Origin of the sequence: Pseudomonas sp. Q1-7 (assembly GCF_028010285.1) — a bacterium.
Classification (GTDB): domain Bacteria; phylum Pseudomonadota; class Gammaproteobacteria; order Pseudomonadales; family Pseudomonadaceae; genus Metapseudomonas.
Genome location: NZ_CP116304.1, coordinates 3,197,383 through 3,213,510, shown reverse-complemented (window position 1 = coordinate 3,213,510; position 16,128 = coordinate 3,197,383). Strand labels below are relative to the sequence as shown.

The window sequence follows — 16,128 nt, the reverse complement described above, 5'->3', positions numbered from 1 at the left end:
TCGGTTCTTCGATCAGGCCTGGGGTTCGGCCGGTGCTTCGCCTTCGCCCTCGGGGGCGGCGGATTCGGCTTCGGGACGTGCCGACTTGATCTCCTGCAGGCCTTCGGTGTTGCTCACCACGTCCTGCAGCAGCTTGTCGAGGTCGTCGTTGCCGTCCAGCTTGGTGAGCAGGTCGCGCAGGCGCTGGCGGGCCTCGAACAGACGGCGCAGCGGGGTGATCTGCTTGACGATGTTGACCGGATCGAAGTCGTCCATGTCGTTGAAGCGCAGCTCGACATTGAGCTTGCTGCCGTCGCCGGTGATGGTGTTGTCCACCTGCAGGGTGGCGCGCGGCGCGATGGAGGCGAGTACCTGGTTGAAGTTGTCGCGATCGATCTCGGTGAAGCGACGCTCGGTGAGCTTGGGCAGGGGGGTGTCCGGCTTGCCCGAGAGGTCGGCGAGGATGCCCACGACCAGCGGCAGTTCCTTTTTCTCGATGGCGTCGCCGATCTCGACGTCGTAGGTGATCTGTACCCGGGGCGGGCGAACCCGGTCCAGTTTGTGCTGCGTGCTTTCGGCCATGTTGGTGGGCTCCAGTGCGATGCCTCGAGCGCAATGCACCGGACTTGTCCTGTCATCGCACTCCCTTGCTGGATCACGGGTCGACAGGGGGGAACTACACGCAAGCCTGTCCTTGGCGATCCCTCTCGTTCGCCGGTCCGACGAACTACTCAAACACGCTAGAACAGGTCTATAAATTTGCAAATGCAAACCAGAGTCTGACCACCATGGAACAGGGACGGTTCATTTTGACTTCGAGAATCTTCGTGCTCGCCCTCGCTTTTCTGTTGGGCGGCTGCGCTCGGGTTTTCGGCCCGAGCGTGCAGCTCGACGTGCTCACCCTGGACGTCGCCGCGCGCGCCAACGACGACACGCCCATCGCCGTCGACTTCATCGCCGTGCGTGATCCGGAGTTGCTGAAGGTGCTTTCCGTCCTCTCGGCGCGGCAATGGTTCAGCGATCGCGAGCAGTACCGCCGCGACTACCGCCAGCAGTTTTCCGTCTGGAGCCTGGAACTGGTTCCCGGGCAGTTCATGGAAGCCCGCGAGTTCCCGTTTGCGGGCGACAGCGCGGCTGGACTTTTGGTCTTCGCCGGCTATAACAGTCCCGGTGCTCACCGCCTGCGGCTGGATGAGCAGAGCCGTGCCTGGCTGCGATTCGATAGCAGGGAAATGCGCTTGCTGAGCGAGAACGAGCAGTGACGAAGGGCCCCTGAAACCACGGGGCGTCACGCTCGCGACAACATTGGACGTCGAAGGGGAGTGGTATGAAAGTTCTGCCTGACGCGGTGTGCTGGCACGAGGGCATGCAGTTGCTGCCCCAGCATTTCCAGTTGCAAGGGTTGCGCGCGGAAGTGCTCGCCGCCCAGTTCGCCCAAGCCGGCAATCCCTGGTTCTGGGGCATCTCCCAACTTGAACTCGACCCCGCCGCGCTCAGTGCCGGCCTGGTGCGTGTGCTCGCCCTCGAGGCCATCCTTCCCGATGGCTTGCCGGTCAGCGTGAAGCCGGGCGACGGCACGGTGCTGGAGCTGGATGTCAGCGCCGCCGTCGGCCAGTCCGCGACCGCCAGCGCCACCGTCTTCCTCGCCGTCAATCCGCTCGGCCGCAGTGGCCAGGTGCTGCCCCTGCGCGGGCGCCTGCAATCGGCGGTGGGCGAGGCGGTGCCGGACCTGGCCAGTGGCGAACACCCCGAGCCGATCCTGGTCTGGCGCCCGGCGGCGCGCCTGGTGACCGAAAGCGGCCGCGCCGATTCGGTGTGCCTGCCGCTGCTGCGGATAGCCAAGGAGGGCGGCGGTTTCGTCCGCCAGTCCTACGTCGCGCCTACCCCGCGCATCCTTCCCGAATCCGTGCTCGGCCGCGCCGTCGCGGCGCTCTGCGCCCGCAGCCGGGAGAAGTGCCTGTTCCTCGCCGGGCGCCTGCGCCAGGCCGAGCAGGCGGGCAACCACGACGACATGGTGGAAGTGCGTCGCCAGCTCGCCGCCCTCTGGTCCCGCCTGCCGGAAGTGGAGGCGGCGCTGAACAGCCGCGTGGCCGCACCGGATCGCCTGCACGGGCTGCTGGTGGGGATGGCCGGTGCCTGGTGCGCCCTGGACCCGGTGGCGGGGGTGCCGGCGTTCGCCCCGCTGGATTTCCTCGACCTGAAACGTGGCTACGACGAAGTCCTCGACTGGCTGGAGAATGCGCTGACCCGCGTGCGGGTGGGCTACCGCTGCCTGACCTTCGAGCAGACGGAACAGGGCTTCACCATCCAGTTGCCGGATACCGAGGCGCGCCGCCAGCGCCTGGTGATCGGCCTGCGCATGCCGGCGGGCGCCGGCGAGCAGGCGGCGTTCTTCTGGCTGGGGCAGGCCATCATCGCCTCCCAGGAGCATGTCCCCACCCTGGCCCGCCAGCGCATGAGCGGGCTGGCGCACCAGTCCATGAGCCGCGCCGAACAGGTCGCCTACAGCGTCGGGGAGGACACCCGGCTGTTCGTGATCCAGGCTGCCGGCGAATGGTTCGACCCTGAGCAGAAGCTGAGCCTCGTGGTGCCCGGCCAGGCCGCCCTGGTGGGCCCCTGGCAAGTGGTGCTGTTCGTCGCCAACGCACATGAATTCGTCTGACCAGCCAAGGATGCGCACATGTCGGAAAGGAGTGTGGCCCTGTATCCGCCGGAGTTCGGCGAGGCGCCCCTGAGTCTTGCCTTCCGCCAGGCCTGGCTGGAATGGCGCGATGCCTGGGATGAGCTGGAGGACGCCGACGACAGCGACGGCCAGTTGGTGGAGCGCACCGCCGAGACCGCCACCCGCATCGTCCGCCGCCTCTGGCGCAGCGCGTTCGCCAGTGTCGGCGAGCCGGCGGCGGCCCAGGTCAAGGCGATGGTCTATGCCTTCGTCGCCCTGCTGGATGAGACCCTGCTGTTCGGCAACTGGGCGGGGCACCTGGCCTGGCAGGAGCGGCCGCTGGAGGCGCGCCTGTACGGCTCGCGCAATGCCGGAGAGCGCCTGCCCATGGCCATCCGTGGTCTGCTCAAGGAGCGTGCGCCGGCCACGCGCGACCTGGCCAACGTCTATCTGCAATGCCTGGTACTCGGTTTCCGTGGGCAACTGCGCGGCGAGCGCGGCCAGGCCACCCACGAACGCTGGCGGCAGGCACTGTTCACCTTCGCCTGGCAGCGCGAGCCCGTCAGCAGCGGCGCCCTGCACAGCCTCGAACGCCCGACGCGGGCGGCGCCGCTGCGCCTGCCCCTGCGCCGGGCGTTGCCGGATGGGCTGCGCCTGGGGCTGGCGATCCTCGGCTGCGCGCTGCTGCTGACCGCCCTGGGGCACTGGCTGTGGCGGGATATCCAGGCCGAACTGGACCCCGTCCTGCACCTGTCGGTGACCCTGGAAGACGGGGAGTCCGCGGAATGAGCGGCTTCGCCATCGCGCTGATCGTGCTGGCCGTGCTGCTGCTCCTGCTGGCGCTGGCCGCGCTCTTCTGGTGGCTGCGCACCCAGTCCGGCGCGGCGATCCGCACGTTCTACACGGCCGTGCGCAAGATGGAGCACGACCAGGGCAGTCACGACCGCTATCAGACGCCCTGGCTGTTGCTGGTGGGCGACCCACGGGAAGGCGGGCAGCTCTGTAGTGACTGGCAACTGGCCCCGGTCGGGCGCCCGGCCTGGTTCGGCCGCTGGTGGGCCGACCCGGACGGCTCGTTGCTGGTGGTGCCCCAGGGGCTGTTCCTGCCGGAGGAGGGCGGCACTGCCCCGGCCTTCGCCTGGCGCCGCCTGCTTGGCATGCTGCTGCGGCTGCGCGGGCAGCGCCCGCTGGACGGCGTGATCTGGACCCTCCCGCTGGCGCGGCTGCTGGACAATGGGCAACTGGCGGCTGACGCCATCGCCGTGCGTCGGCGCTTCGGCGAGCTGTTGCAGCGCCTGGGGCTGAGCCTGCCGGTGCATGTGCTGGTTACCGGCCTGGAGGAGTTGCCGGGCTTCCAGGAACTGGTGGCCGCCTTGCCGGAGGACGGCCATGAGCGGGCCCTGGGCTGGTCCTCGCCCCATGCCCTGGAAGCGGGCTGGCAGGGCTACTGGCTGGACGATGCGCTGGACCAGGTGATCCAGGGGCTGCAGGCGGCGATTCTCGAAATCGGCGCCCTCAAGGGTGAACTCGGCGAAGACCTCTACCGCCTGCCTGGCGAACTGGACGGCCTGCGGGGCGAGCTGCGGGCGCTGCTGGAACCGGTGTTCCAGGGCAACGCCCAAGGCGAGGCGCCCCGCCTGCGGGGGCTCTACTTCAGCTCGGCGCAGGTCTTCGCCGGCGACGCCGATCCCTGGGAGCTCGCCAGCCAGGACCTGCCGCCAGCGCGCGGGGTGTTCGCGCGTTCGCTGTGGGGCCAGCGCTTCCTCGCCGAACAGGGGCTCGCCCAGGCGGTGCCGCGTATCCTGCGCCTGCGCCAGCGCTGGCAGAAGGTGATCGCCGGCACGGCGGCCGTTATCGGCGCCTTCTGGCTGCTGGGGATGCTCTGGGTCTGGCATGACGGCCAGCGCGACGCCCGCGAGCTGACCCGCGTGCTGCAGGTGGCGCAGAACAACCATGTGGCGTTCAAGGACCCGGCGCGCAGCGAGGAGCAGGCGCGGCGCAACCTGCTGGGGTTCTGGCGCCTGTTGCAGGATGCGCCGCGCTGGCACTTCGATTCGCTGGTTTTTCCCACGTCCTGGTTCTCCGACCTCGACGGGCGCATGGACAAGGTCCTGCGCGCCATGGCGCGTAGCGAGGCCCTGCATCCCCTGGCGCAGATGCAGCGCGGGGAGCTGGACAGGCTGCTGGCGATCCGCATCGGCGACCGGCGCACCCAGGTCGAAGGCGAGCAGCCCGAGGAGTGGCCGAATTACGTCAAGGCGCGCAACCTGGCCTATGGCGCCGCCGCCCTGGAGCAGCAGAACCGCCTGTTCGCCGATGTCCTCTCCGGCGACAAGGGTGTGTTGGAGCCGCTGGTACAGCTGGGCAACAGCGCTCTGGGGCTGGAACTCAACAGCGCCGACCTGCGTCGCCGCGCCTACTACGATCGCGCCCTGCGCGGCCTGGGTGGGCCGGGGCTGGCGCCGCTCGACCTGCAGGCCCGGCGCCAACCCTTGAGCGAGCAGTTCCAGGCCCTGATGAAACTCTGGTTGACCCAGTACTTCCTTGCCGAGAACTTCGTGCGCCCGGCGGGCTACCTCAAGCTGCACCTCGACAGCCTGCGGGGTGGGCAGGGCAACACGCTGGCCGAGCTGGAAGAGATCAACAGCCTGATCGACAACCTGGAAGACCTGATCGCCCTGACCAATTCCGCCTGGAGCCACAGCAACGGCGAGGAACTGGTGCCGGGTTACCGCAACCTGATGGAAACCGTGCGCCAGAGCAGCCTGCTGGGGCCTGCGGTGGAACAGAACCTCAACGCCGAGGCCGGCCGCCTGCGCAAGGGTTTCCACGGGCAGTGGATCGCCGGCGTCGGCTCGCGCGCCAACCTCCTGCAGCGTCAGGCCGGCGGCACCCTGATGCTGCAGGAACACATCGGCGCCTTGGCCAAGGCGATCAAGGGCCTGCTCAAGCGCGATTTCGTCGTGGTGGCCTTGCGCCGGGACGCCGTCGAGCCCGATGTCCGAGCCCTGCGTCATGTCGATGCGCGCGCACTGGCCGAGGCGCAGAACGTCGTCGACAGCTACCACGCGTTCGTCGGCCAGGAGCTGGCGCAGATTCCTCCGGATTACCGTGAAGGCCTGCTCAAGGCCGCCGGTGAAGCGGCCGCGCGAGCCATCTGGTCGAGCCTCGGCGCCTCCACCCCGGGCCCACAGGGCAGCGCCGGCAAGGCCTTCGATGTACCGGTGGATCAGGCCGGGCAGGTGCTCAACGCCCTGCTGGCACTGAATCGCACGGACCTGGCCGGTGCCCTGCGCAGTCAACTGAACCGCATGGCCATGAGCGATGTCGATTCGGCCCTGGCCGGCATCGACGCCTTGCCCGTGTTCACCCAGCGCTTCGACATTCAGCAGTGGGACGGCAGCCGCAACCTGGGCCTGCTGCTGTTCCGCGCCAGCGACGTGGCGGACCTGAAGCACAGCCTGGGCGGGCAGTTCGAGGTCATCCTCGCCAGCAGCGAGAGTGCCGCACCGCCCCTGGCCTGGCTGCGCGAGCAGCACGGGTTGTCCGGCGCCGAACGGGACCGGGTGGCACGCCTGGCCAGCCTCAGTGACGAAATGGCCAAGTACAAGGCGCAGAACCCCACCAGTTCGCCGGCGTTGTTCGAGCAGTTGGTGAGCCGCGATTTCATCGACATGGACCTGGGCTCCTGCACCCAGGTGCTGGCCACTGCGACCCTGTCCAGCGGCACCGGTGACCTGGCGCGACGCACCCGGATCCTGCGCGACCAGGCCGCGCAGCGCTGCAACCAGTTGCAGCAGCAGCGTGCGGCGCTGGCCTGGCACGACCTGGCGGACTACTTCAACCAGTACCTGGCGGACCGCTTTCCGTTTGCCTACAGCCTGCAGGCAGAGGATGCCGACCCGGCGCGGGTGCAGCACCTGGTGGAGCTGATCGACAGTCGCCTGGCGCAGGCCGAAGAGGGCCTGAAGTGGAGCCGGGCCGGCGACCGGCCGGCGGCGGAGGATTTCCTTGCCCGCTTGAAACAGGCGCGCACCTGGCTGGGGCCGCTGTTCGTGCGCGATCCGTCCGGCGCCCTGGGCGTCGAGCTGGACGTGCGCTGGAGGACCGACCGCGACGACGAGCGCGGCGCCGATCAGGTCATCGCCTGGGGCCTGCACGCCGGCGACAAACAGATCGTTTACCCCGGGGAGTCGCAGCGCCTGCGCTGGGGCGTCGGCGACCCGATGCAACTCCTGCTGCGCTGGGCCAAGGACGGCAGCCAGCGGCCGAGCATCGATCCGCTGCAGCCGAGCATGGCCGTGGCCGACCTGGAGGCCGGCTGGGAATACCGCGGGCCCTGGGCGCTGCTGCGGCTGATGCGCGCCCATGTGGTACTGCAGCGGCAGCCGAGCATGGACTACACCGACTTCCCCCTGACGCTGCAGGTGCCGGTGCGTGGCGCCCCCGGTGGCAACCAGCAGGCCTTGATGTTCATGCGCCTGTCGCTGATGACCCAGGGTGGCAAGCTGCCGCTGTCGATCCAGCCGTTGCCGGTGAAGGCGCCGCGCTCGCCGTTCAGCGAAAGCCACGCCACGTCTCTGGTCAGCACCGAGGTGACGCCATGAGCCTGCCGATGACCGAAAGCCCTGCCAACGAATTGCTGGCGCCCATCCCCGGCCCCGAACCCTGCGGCCCCAGCCTGCGCTACGACCCGGCCTGGGACCGCTTGCGCGAGCTGCGCCGGGAAGACGACGCCAGCCTGCCGGCCGGGGTCTGGCAGGCCGACCTCAAGCGGGGCGACTGGGCGGCGGTGGAGGCCTTGGCGAGCGAACTGCTGCGTGAACGCAGCAAGGACCTGATGCTCGCGGCCTGGCTTGGCGAAGCCTGGCTGCTGCGCAGTGGCCTCGACGGTCTGGCGCCGGCCCTGGGGCTGTTGGCGGGGCTCTGCGAGCGTTACCCGGACGAGTTGCACCCGCAGCCGGAAGCGGACGACCGCTCCTGGCGCGTGGCGCCCCTGGAATGGATGGTGCGCCGCTACGGAGAAATCATCCTGACCCGCTCACCCTTGTTCGGTGCCGATCACTCCGAGCTGGCCCACCTGACCCTGCATGGCTGGCAGCAACTGCAACAACGCCAGGTGCAAGCCAGCGACAGCAAGGCCGACAAGGTTTCCGCCGAGGCGGCGCGGCTGGAGCAACGCAAGCTCGATGAAACCCTGCGGCAAATGCCATCCGCCAGCTTCACGCGGGTTCGCCAGGCCATGGACGCGAGCCTGGCCGAGCTGGCGCGCCTGGATGCCTGGTGCGATGGCTGGCTCGGCGACCTGGCGCCCAGTCTTGCGCCCTTGCAGCAGACCCTGAACGCCATCCGCACGCTCATGCAGGAGTTCACGCCCATGCACCCCCACACGCCGCCGGTTGCGGCGCCAGCGCCTGAAGCCCCGCCGGAGCCGACCATCGCCGCGGAAGCGGAAGCCACGACGGTCTTCACCGGAGTACCGGCCAGTCGCGAGGATGCCTACCGCCAGCTCGCGCTGATCGCCGACTACCTGGCCCGCACCGAACCCCACAGCCCGGTGCCCTACGTGATCCGCCGCGCGGTGGAATGGGGCAACCAGCCCCTGAGTAACCTGCTGGACGAACTGATCAGCGCCGACGGCGAAGCACGCCGCCTGTGGAAGCTGCTGGGGGTGTTGAAGTAGCGGTCAGCGCGGAGGTGCACCTTTCTGTTGTGGGAGCGAATTCATTCGCGAAAGGACGGCGCAGCCGTCCCGACGGAGCTGGTAAGGCAGGTCTGCGACCTGTATCGCGATTGAAATCGCTCCCACAGGGTTGGTGCCACCGCCAGATTCAGCCCACCTCAGGCACTCACCAGCACTTCAAACCCGCCATAGATCATCCGCTGTCCATCAAAGGGCATGGTGCTCGGGTCGGGTTTCATCCTCGGGTCTTCCATCGCCTTCTGCATGCCGGTATCCCGAACCTGCTTTGAAGGCCAGGTGATCCAGGAGAACACCACGGTCTCGTCTTCCTTGAGCTGCACCGCCATCGGAAAGGAAGTCACCTTGCCCTCGGGCACGTCGTCGCCCCAGCATTCGACGATGCTGAGGGCGCCACATTCCTTGAACACCCCGGCCGCCATTTCGGCCACCTTGCGGTAGGCCTCGCGCTGGGCGGTGGGGACGGCGACTACGAAGCCATCTACATAGGTCATGATCGATCTCCTGTCTGGATTCCATTCGGTCGATGGGAAGTGGCCGGACCGATTCGTCCGGTAGGCCTGATTGAGAGTCGATACAGGTAGTCGTGATTCGACAGGGTTGCCTGGGCGATGAGGTGCTAGCCGACGGGCGGCGACTTCACACTGGATTGGCAAGATGGCGTGAGGGGGCTTGGGATTCTGCCTCTGGCTGATTGCCGAGTGGGCTTCGAGCTTGGGATTTGCCCCACCCAGGCGAGCTTCCTGTTCTGGCAGATAGTGGGCGTGGGTTGAGCGCGCGTTAGGCCACGCTCCTCGGACCAGCGTGGCCCGCACCCACCTACAGGGAATCAGCCAACCACGCGGGATGGCATTGACAGCGTCGTAGGTTGGGTAGAGGAACGAAACCCAACGAATCTTGACCGCGCGGCTGAGGTCGGTCTTCTCCTCAACCCGCTGGCGCCAATTCCAACGCCGTCTTAATCTCCTGGTTTTTCTCGTGCACGGAGCACTCCCCATGACCACCGCCTTGCTCATCATCGACGTCCAGCGCGCCATCAGCGCCGGCCAGTACGCCGCCTTTGAGATCGACCGGGTGATCGGCGCGATCAATGGCCTTGGTGACAGGGCGCGCGCCGTCGGCATTCCCGTCGTGGTCATTCAGCATGAAGAGCCTACAGGCGATTTCCAGTACGGCTGCGACAACTGGCAACTGGCGGATGACCTGGCCGTTGCGCCGCAGGATATCCGTCTGCGCAAGACCACTCCCGACGCCTTTCACAACACCGAACTGCAAGGGGTGCTTCAGCAGTGCGGCGTGGAGCGCCTGATCGTCTGCGGCCTGCAGACCGACTACTGCGTCGACACGACTGTGCGCCGCGCCCTGGCGCTGGGTTATGCGGTGGTGCTGCCGGCGGATGCCCATTCCACCCAAGACAACGCCGTCTTGCCGGCGGCACAGATCATCGCCCACCACAATGCGGTGCTTGGCAGCATCTCGAGCTTCGGTGTGCGGGTGCAGGTGGTCCCGGCGCAGGCGGTGTGGATGGAGGCGTGACGGCCACCCTCGATTGGCCCGCCGCCATCGGGCTGGCGGGCGAGTGATCATGCAGGAAAAGGAATCCGACCATGGCAAAAAAAGACATCCATGACACGCACGCGGGGGCGTCGGCGGATGCAGTCGCCCGGCTGATCGACGCAAGAATCGCGGAATTGGGGGACTGGCGGGGTGAGCTGCTCGCGCGGGTCCGGGCGGTCATCAGGCAGGCCGACCCGGATATCGTCGAAGAATGGAAGTGGCGGGGTGTGCCGGTGTGGTCGCATGCCGGCATCGTCTGCACCGGCGAAACCTACAAGCAAGCGGTGAAACTGACCTTCGCCAGGGGCGCCGCGCTGGACGACCCCGCGGGACTGTTCAACGCCAGCCTCGAAGGCAGCACCCGGCGCGCCATCGACCTCCATGAGGGCGACGTGATCGACGAGCCGGCGTTGAAGGGACTGATTCTCGCAGCCGTGGCGTTCAATACGGCGAAGCGGGCGGTCGGAGGCGCATCCTAGACGATGAGGCACGACCGATAGACTCGCATGCGATCTGTAGTCGGGTTGTTCAAGACATCAGCTCGGGTTGACCTATACCCAGTACATCACCGTCGTGGCGATGTGGGAGGAAGACAACCAGACCGTCAGCAGCCTGGGGGAAAAGCTCTACCTCGAATCGAACACGCTCACGCCGATCCTGAAGAAGCTGGAGGCAATGGGCTTGGTCAATCGGCAGCGCGACCCCCAGGACGAGCGCCAGGTGCGGGTCAACCTGACGAAGGCAGGCCGGGAGCTGCGGGAGCGGCGCCTGGAAACCGGCCTCAACGCCTCCACCGGCCTGATGCCGGATGAGTTCGTGCAGATGCAGAAGGCGATTGCGGCGCTGCGCGACAACCTCATCCAGCCGGGCGGCAAGGCGAAACGTAGCAAGTGATGCCGCTCCAGGCCGCGAGCCCGGGGCTTCCGGGCCCGGCCTGGAAGGGGATCAGTATTGGCAGAACCTGATCCGGTTGCCGAAGGGGTCGTAGACTTCCATCACCTGTCCCCAATTCTGCTGGACGATTCCGGGCCGCCCGTACGAGTAGCGCTTGCCGATCAGTTCATCGTGCAGGGCGTGGATGTCCCGCATCGGGACGAAAAGGGTCGCGCCCGGACTGGCATCGCCATGATGCTCGGACAGGTGAAGCTGCAGCCCCGCCCGGGTGATGCCCATGTAGAGCGGCAGATCGGCCTCGAAGCGGTGTTCGAACTCGACGCTGAAGCCCAGGAAGCCGCAATAGAATTCGCGTGCCTTGGCTTCGTCGAAAATGCGCAGGATGGGAATCGGCCTTTCGAAGGCGATGTCCTGCGGTGCCGGTTCTTCGGGGAGTGTTGCAGAGGCAGTGTTCCAGTCCTTGTAGCCGAGCTGGTTAGCGACCAGTTCGAGGGCGGCGGAGTGGGGCAGTGGGTGATCGCGCGCCGCTAGCAGCGCTCGCAGCCGCTTGGCCATCTGCTTGGCCTGGTTGATGGACGGCATGGTTCCTCCAGAGGGTCGAAGTGTACCTGTGCTCGCATTGCCAATCTTCGACGGTCAAGAGGGCCAGGATTGGAGGTTGTCGAACGATGCTTTCACCTTCCCGGACGGGGCGAGCGGCAGGCAGCAACAGCCTGCGGCGAGAATAGGTGAGCCGTTGCGGAAATGAAAGTCTTTCCCAACAAGGGCGCGTATCGCCTGGCGCTCAGTGCTCCGCCATCAGGCGTTCGTGGACGTATTGCCTGAACTGCTCGGGTGGCAGCGGGCGGGAGAAGAAGTTGCCCTGGTAGGCCTGGCAGCCGTGGGCGAGCAGGAAAGCGCGCTGGGCATCGGTTTCCACGCCCTCGGCAATCACCGAGAGGCCGAGGATCTGGCTCAGGCTGATGATCGCGCAGGCAATCGCGGCGTCGTTGGGATCGACCAGCACGTCGCGGATGAAGGACTGGTCGATCTTGAGCTGATCCAGCGGCAGGCTTTTCAGGTAGGAGAGCGAGGAATAACCGGTGCCGAAGTCATCCAGGGACAGGCTGATGCCGATCTCCTGCAGCTCGACCATCTTGGCGACCGTGCTTTCCATGTCTTCCACCAGCAGGCCTTCGGTCAGTTCCAGCTTGAGCTTTTTCGGGTCGGCCCCGGTGTACCTCAGCACGGCCAGCACCTCCTCCACGAAGTCGGGGTGATGGAACTGCCGGGCGCTGACGTTCACTGCCACAACCACCCGCGCGGTGTCCGGTTGCCTGGCCCAGGCCACCAGCTGGTTGCAGGCACACTGCAGCGCCCATCGACCCAGCGGCAGGATCAGCCCCGTTTCCTCTGCCAGCGGCACGAACTCGGCCGGCAGCACCAGGCCGCGTTCGGGGTGTTGCCAGCGCATCAGCGCCTCGGCGCCAATGATGCGGCCCTGGCTGTTCACCTGCGGTTGGTAATACAGCAGCAGTTCCTTGCCTTGCAGCCCTTGGCGCAGGTCCGCCTCCAACTGCGCGCGGGCGGTGGCGACCGCCTGCATTTCCGGGTCGAAGAAGCGCAGGGTGTTGCGGCCCGCCGCCTTGGCCCGGTACATCGCCAGGTCGGCGCGCTTCATGATGTCGTCCACGGTGTTCTGCTGGCCCTGGAACAGGGCGATGCCGAGGCTGGGGGTGCTGTGGTGTTCATAGCCATCCAGCTGGTAGGAAATATTCAGTGCGCCGAGAATCTTCTCGCAGATGCTCCGGGCCTGGATGGCGGCATCCGGCGGGTACTCGCTGAGTCCTTCCAGCAGCACCACGAACTCGTCACCGCCGAGGCGCGCCACGGTGTCGCTCTCACGGATGCAGCAGGACAGGCGTTGGGCGACCTGTTGCAGCAGCATGTCGCCACGGTCGTGGCCCAGGGTGTCGTTCAGCGCCTTGAAGTTGTCCAGGTCGATCAGGATCACCGCGCTCGTATGCTGGCTGCGGGTGCTGCTGACCAGCGCGTGCTGCAGGCGGTCGAGCATGAGGCGCCGGTTGGCCAGGCCGGTGAGCTGGTCGTAGAAGGCCAGGCGCTTGACCTCCTGTTCGGCGGCCTTGCGGTGGCTGATGTCGGTATTGATCGACAGGACGGACTGCGGCCGGCCGTTGTCGTCGCGCACCAGGGTGCGGTGGCTTTCGAAGGTGATGGTGCTGCCGTCGCGGCGCTGCAGGGTCACTTCCCCCGACCAGTCCCCGCTTTCCATGAGGCTGCGAGTGGCCACGTCGGTCGTGTCCGGGTCATGGTCGATCAGTTGGGGCGCGTATTGGCCGAGCGCTTCTTCCTTGCTCAGGCCGTAGAGGCGTTCGGCGCTCTTGTTCCAGTAGCGGATGCGGTGGTCCATGTCGTGGACCACGATGGCGTCCTGGGCCTTGTCCAGCAGCGAGGCCTGCTGGCGGAACTGCCGTTCGCTCTCGCGCAGTACCGCCAGGTAGCCGTCGCGCTCTGCGGCATGCGCTTCCATCTCGCGCTTGATCCGGCGTCCGTAGAACACGGCGGCGCTGACCATCATCAGCACGAAGACCATGATCGCGTACTCGATCCGGCGCAGTTCCTCCACCGACTCCTGCTCCTCCTCCAGCAGCTTGCTCTGGATCTGGCCGACCCGTTCCCGCACCGTGGCCAGCGAGGCGAGGAGCATGGCGTACTTGCGGTCCATGGTGGCCATGCGCTTGCCGGCGTCGTCCGACTTGCCTTCACGGAAGAAGGAGAAAATCAGCAGGGCCTCGTTGACCATCTCGACCATCGCCGCGTCGACTTCGGTCACTTCATCCTTCAGGGCGATGCTGTAGGCCTGGATGTCCGCGCTGTGCTCGGCCTGATTGGCGATGCGGGCGTCCAGTTGCTGCCTGGCCAGCGCCAGGTGCTCGTTGAAGAGACTCAGGGCCGCGGACATGTTGCGCGATTCGGATTCGACATCGTGGGTGTCGAACACGTTGTTGCCCGGCGCGTTCACGTCGGAGGCCAGGCTGCCCAGGGTCGAATAGGCCGACAGTTGCTGGACCCAGGACTGGTTGGCCTTTATGGAGCGGTGGTAGGTGTCGACGATCAGGTGATTGAGCAGCACGCTGAGCACGACCACCAGCACGTCGAAGCCCGCCAGGAAGAAGTACATGCGGTGCCAGCGGGTCGCGCGAGGGTGCTTCGAATGGGCAGAGATGGCTTGATTGGCGGCGCTTTCAGCTTCGAAAGAATCCATTTTCAAGGTCTCCAGCCTGATGAGGGCCTGAATGAAAGACGCGCCAGGCAGTCCGTTCCCTTGCCCTGAGTGCAGGCGCCCGTCGGTGGGGCGAATGGGGCGGTGGCATCTAAAGCATAGCCACTCATTGGCCATTATCCGGTTGGCCGACTGCTGGTGCCTGGACGCTGACAGGCTGCTAGTGGCGTTCTTGCGCAGGAAGGTGGCTGGCTTACGCGCCGGGGAGTCAGACCCAGGCACCGGGGGCGGGGGATCTTTCAGGTCAGCGCGGAAGAATCAACGGTCCAGTCGACCGCTAGCGCCCGGATTGTCGGCCGGTGCGTGGCAAAAAGGACCGCCACGGTGCCAAGGCGCAATCCGGCACTGCATTCCGTGACGGCCAAGCTCAATGATCGTGAGCCACTTTAAAATGCATCGTTTTCGCATCTGGCTGCACGCCGCTAGAGCGCTGCATTCGACCGTCCGGGCGGGCCGCATCCGTGCCCTCTGTCTGAGGCGCGGCAGGCAGGGTCAGCGGCCTTCGCCCTGTTCATCAAATGACTGTGGCGAGCCGTGCCAGCGGGCCGATACCAGGCGATCGCGACCGCGCAGCTTGGCCTGGTAGAGCAGTCGGTCGACAGCTTCTATGAAGCCGAGGCTCTGGACCTGATGGCCAGGGGTGATGGTACCCACCCCCAGGCTGATGGTGAGCAGGGTGGCGACACCGGATTTTTCGTGGGGGATGCAGCGCTCGCGAATCAGCTTGCGGCAGCGTTCGGCCACCTGGCGCGCGGCGGGTTCGTCGGTGGCGGGCAGGATCAGCACGAATTCCTCGCCGCCGAAGCGGGCGATGAAATCGCGAGGGCGGATGGCGGCATTCATCAGCGCCTGGCCGACACTCTTCAGGCAGTCGTCGCCCTGGATATGGCCGTAGTGGTCGTTGTACTGCTTGAAGTAGTCGATATCCAGGAGGATCAGCGACAGCGGCTCGCCGGTGCGCTGGGCGTTGGTCCATTCCACTTCCAGTACCGAGTCGAACATGCGCCGGTTGGCCACGCCGGTGAGTCCGTCCTTGAAGGAGTACTCCTCCAGTTGTTTCTGCAGGTCGATCAACTGCTGCTCGGCCTTCTTGCGTTCGCTGATGTCGAACATGAAGCCGATCAGCGCGTCCACCTCGCCGTCGGCGTTGCGCATCACGTGCACCACGTCGCGAATCCACACGTAGTCGCCACCGGCGGTCATGGCGCGGTAGTCCGCCTCGTGGTCGGTGCCGGACTGGGACTGGGCGACGCAGAAGGCCACCACGCTGTCGCGGTCGTCCGGGTGCATGCGCTCGGCCCAGTCGTTGACGCTGACCCAGCTGGACTGGCTCCAGCCCAGCAGCGCCTCGATCTGCGGGCCGATGTAGGCGAAGGTCATGGTCTTCCAGTCGATCTTCCAGGGGATCGCCCGGGTGGATTCCAGCAGGGCCTTGTAGACCTCCTGGGTGTTGTCGCGGTCGTCTTGCATGGCTGCCCCCGTACTGGCCGATTCGGTTGGCGCCTCCCTGCGCAGGTCCCCTTATACCGAATCTCCCGCCGTTTCAGGCAGTGGCTTCGAATGCCACCTGATAGCTCACCTCACCTTCGGCCCAGTCTCCCGTCAGCGACAGGGCCTGGAAGTACTCGGGCGGCACGCCAGGCAGGGTCAGGCCGGGCCGCACGACGAAACCGAAACGGCTGTAGTAGCCCGGGTCACCCAGGAGCACGCAGCCTTGCGCGCCGAGTTCACGCAGGCCAGCGAGGGCCGCGCCCATCAGCCGCGATCCGATGCCGCTGCCCTGGCGCGCCGGCGCCACCGAGATCGGGCCCAGTCCGTACCAGCCTGGGGTGCCGGAGGAGAGGGCTACGGGTGAGAGGGCCACATGGCCGACGATCTCGCCGTTGTGTTCCGCCACCAGCGATAGCGACAACTGCCCGGCGCGCCGCAGGGCATTGACGATGAACTGTTCTGTACCGCTGCTGTGGGGCGCATCGGCAAAGGCGGCGCGGGTCAGGTCTTCGATGGCCTGGATGTCGGTGGCACGCTCGGTGCGGAGGATCAAGGTCATGT

13 protein-coding genes and 1 pseudogene are annotated in these 16,128 nt (G+C 66.7%); 8 read left to right on the top strand and 6 right to left on the bottom strand.

Features of this window, described 5'->3' with window-relative positions; all coding sequences use genetic code 11:
* Window positions 1–12 precede the first annotated feature (12 nt).
* A complete protein-coding gene (gene tssB, locus PJW05_RS14805) occupies window positions 13–561 on the bottom strand; it encodes a type VI secretion system contractile sheath small subunit (protein ID WP_271407771.1) in 549 nt (182 codons plus the stop codon).
* A gap of 206 nt (window positions 562–767) precedes the next feature.
* Here tssB and PJW05_RS14800 point away from each other — a divergent pair, with 206 nt between their 5' ends.
* The 5 genes from PJW05_RS14800 to tssA all read left to right on the top strand — a co-directional run bounded on the left by PJW05_RS14800 (window position 768) and on the right by tssA (window position 8,324).
* Entirely contained in the window at window positions 768–1,241 is a 474-nt protein-coding gene (locus PJW05_RS14800) for a type VI secretion protein (protein WP_271412229.1), read from the top strand.
* 65 nt (window positions 1,242–1,306) lie between these two features.
* The gene (gene tssK / locus PJW05_RS14795) at window positions 1,307–2,641 is read left to right on the top strand and encodes a type VI secretion system baseplate subunit TssK (RefSeq protein ID WP_271407770.1); all 1,335 of its coding nucleotides are present in this window, start codon (window positions 1,307–1,309) and stop codon (window positions 2,639–2,641) included.
* Window positions 2,642–2,659: 18 nt separating this feature from the next.
* On the top strand, window positions 2,660–3,430 hold the full coding sequence (locus PJW05_RS14790) for a DotU family type IV/VI secretion system protein (RefSeq protein WP_271407769.1): 771 nt from the start codon (window positions 2,660–2,662) through the stop codon (window positions 3,428–3,430).
* Entirely contained in the window at window positions 3,427–7,248 is a 3,822-nt protein-coding gene (locus tag PJW05_RS14785) for a type VI secretion system protein (protein WP_271407768.1), read from the top strand. The genes PJW05_RS14790 and PJW05_RS14785 overlap by 4 nt, the downstream gene beginning before the upstream one ends.
* The gene (tssA, locus tag PJW05_RS14780) at window positions 7,245–8,324 is read left to right on the top strand and encodes a type VI secretion system protein TssA (protein ID WP_271407767.1); all 1,080 of its coding nucleotides are present in this window, start codon (window positions 7,245–7,247) and stop codon (window positions 8,322–8,324) included. Before PJW05_RS14785 ends, tssA begins: the two co-directional genes overlap by 4 nt.
* 158 nt (window positions 8,325–8,482) lie before the next feature.
* Here tssA and PJW05_RS14775 read toward each other — a convergent pair whose 3' ends face one another.
* Entirely contained in the window at window positions 8,483–8,836 is a 354-nt protein-coding gene (locus tag PJW05_RS14775) for a DUF1428 domain-containing protein (RefSeq protein WP_271407766.1), read from the bottom strand.
* Window positions 8,837–9,338: 502 nt separating this feature from the next.
* Here PJW05_RS14775 and PJW05_RS14770 point away from each other — a divergent pair.
* From PJW05_RS14770 to PJW05_RS14760, 3 genes and pseudogenes are all read left to right on the top strand, one after another.
* A complete protein-coding gene (locus tag PJW05_RS14770; RefSeq protein ID WP_271407765.1) occupies window positions 9,339–9,878 on the top strand; it encodes a cysteine hydrolase family protein in 540 nt (179 codons plus the stop codon).
* A 71-nt stretch (window positions 9,879–9,949) separates the two neighbouring features.
* Entirely contained in the window at window positions 9,950–10,378 is a 429-nt protein-coding gene (locus PJW05_RS14765) for a DUF1801 domain-containing protein (RefSeq protein WP_271407764.1), read from the top strand.
* A 58-nt stretch (window positions 10,379–10,436) separates the two neighbouring features.
* A pseudogene (locus PJW05_RS14760) lies at window positions 10,437–10,793 on the top strand (MarR family transcriptional regulator); the annotation flags it as partial.
* Between the two features lie 51 nt (window positions 10,794–10,844).
* On the opposite strand, the gene PJW05_RS14755 reads toward PJW05_RS14760, so the two are convergent.
* From PJW05_RS14755 to PJW05_RS14740, 4 genes are all read right to left on the bottom strand, one after another.
* Window positions 10,845–11,375 carry a glyoxalase superfamily protein gene (locus PJW05_RS14755; protein ID WP_271407763.1) on the bottom strand — a complete coding sequence of 177 codons (531 nt, stop codon included), beginning with the start codon at window positions 11,373–11,375 and terminating at the stop codon, window positions 10,845–10,847.
* A gap of 202 nt (window positions 11,376–11,577) precedes the next feature.
* Window positions 11,578–14,058 (bottom strand): putative bifunctional diguanylate cyclase/phosphodiesterase, encoded by a 2,481-nt coding sequence (locus tag PJW05_RS14750; protein ID WP_271407762.1) that lies wholly within the window; start codon window positions 14,056–14,058, stop codon window positions 11,578–11,580.
* Window positions 14,059–14,568: 510 nt separating this feature from the next.
* On the bottom strand, window positions 14,569–15,546 hold the full coding sequence (locus PJW05_RS14745) for a sensor domain-containing diguanylate cyclase (RefSeq protein WP_271407761.1): 978 nt from the start codon (window positions 15,544–15,546) through the stop codon (window positions 14,569–14,571).
* A 73-nt stretch (window positions 15,547–15,619) separates the two neighbouring features.
* On the bottom strand, window positions 15,620–16,126 hold the full coding sequence (locus tag PJW05_RS14740; protein ID WP_271407760.1) for a GNAT family N-acetyltransferase: 507 nt from the start codon (window positions 16,124–16,126) through the stop codon (window positions 15,620–15,622).
* Window positions 16,127–16,128 lie beyond the last annotated feature (2 nt).

What these genes read in the sequence shown, in the direction of transcription:
- tssB (WP_271407771.1), bottom strand. Translation starts at nt 561, where the DNA reads ATGGCCGAAAGCACGCAGCACAAACTGGACCGGGTTCGCCCGCCCCGG.
- PJW05_RS14800 (WP_271412229.1), top strand. Translation starts at nt 768, where the DNA reads ATGGAACAGGGACGGTTCATTTTGACTTCGAGAATCTTCGTGCTCGCC.
- tssK (WP_271407770.1), top strand. Translation starts at nt 1,307, where the DNA reads ATGAAAGTTCTGCCTGACGCGGTGTGCTGGCACGAGGGCATGCAGTTG.
- PJW05_RS14790 (WP_271407769.1), top strand. Translation starts at nt 2,660, where the DNA reads ATGTCGGAAAGGAGTGTGGCCCTGTATCCGCCGGAGTTCGGCGAGGCG.
- PJW05_RS14785 (WP_271407768.1), top strand. Translation starts at nt 3,427, where the DNA reads ATGAGCGGCTTCGCCATCGCGCTGATCGTGCTGGCCGTGCTGCTGCTC.
- tssA (WP_271407767.1), top strand. Translation starts at nt 7,245, where the DNA reads ATGAGCCTGCCGATGACCGAAAGCCCTGCCAACGAATTGCTGGCGCCC.
- PJW05_RS14775 (WP_271407766.1), bottom strand. Translation starts at nt 8,836, where the DNA reads ATGACCTATGTAGATGGCTTCGTAGTCGCCGTCCCCACCGCCCAGCGC.
- PJW05_RS14770 (WP_271407765.1), top strand. Translation starts at nt 9,339, where the DNA reads ATGACCACCGCCTTGCTCATCATCGACGTCCAGCGCGCCATCAGCGCC.
- PJW05_RS14765 (WP_271407764.1), top strand. Translation starts at nt 9,950, where the DNA reads ATGGCAAAAAAAGACATCCATGACACGCACGCGGGGGCGTCGGCGGAT.
- PJW05_RS14755 (WP_271407763.1), bottom strand. Translation starts at nt 11,375, where the DNA reads ATGCCGTCCATCAACCAGGCCAAGCAGATGGCCAAGCGGCTGCGAGCG.
- PJW05_RS14750 (WP_271407762.1), bottom strand. Translation starts at nt 14,058, where the DNA reads ATGGATTCTTTCGAAGCTGAAAGCGCCGCCAATCAAGCCATCTCTGCC.
- PJW05_RS14745 (WP_271407761.1), bottom strand. Translation starts at nt 15,546, where the DNA reads ATGCAAGACGACCGCGACAACACCCAGGAGGTCTACAAGGCCCTGCTG.
- PJW05_RS14740 (WP_271407760.1), bottom strand. Translation starts at nt 16,126, where the DNA reads ATGACCTTGATCCTCCGCACCGAGCGTGCCACCGACATCCAGGCCATC.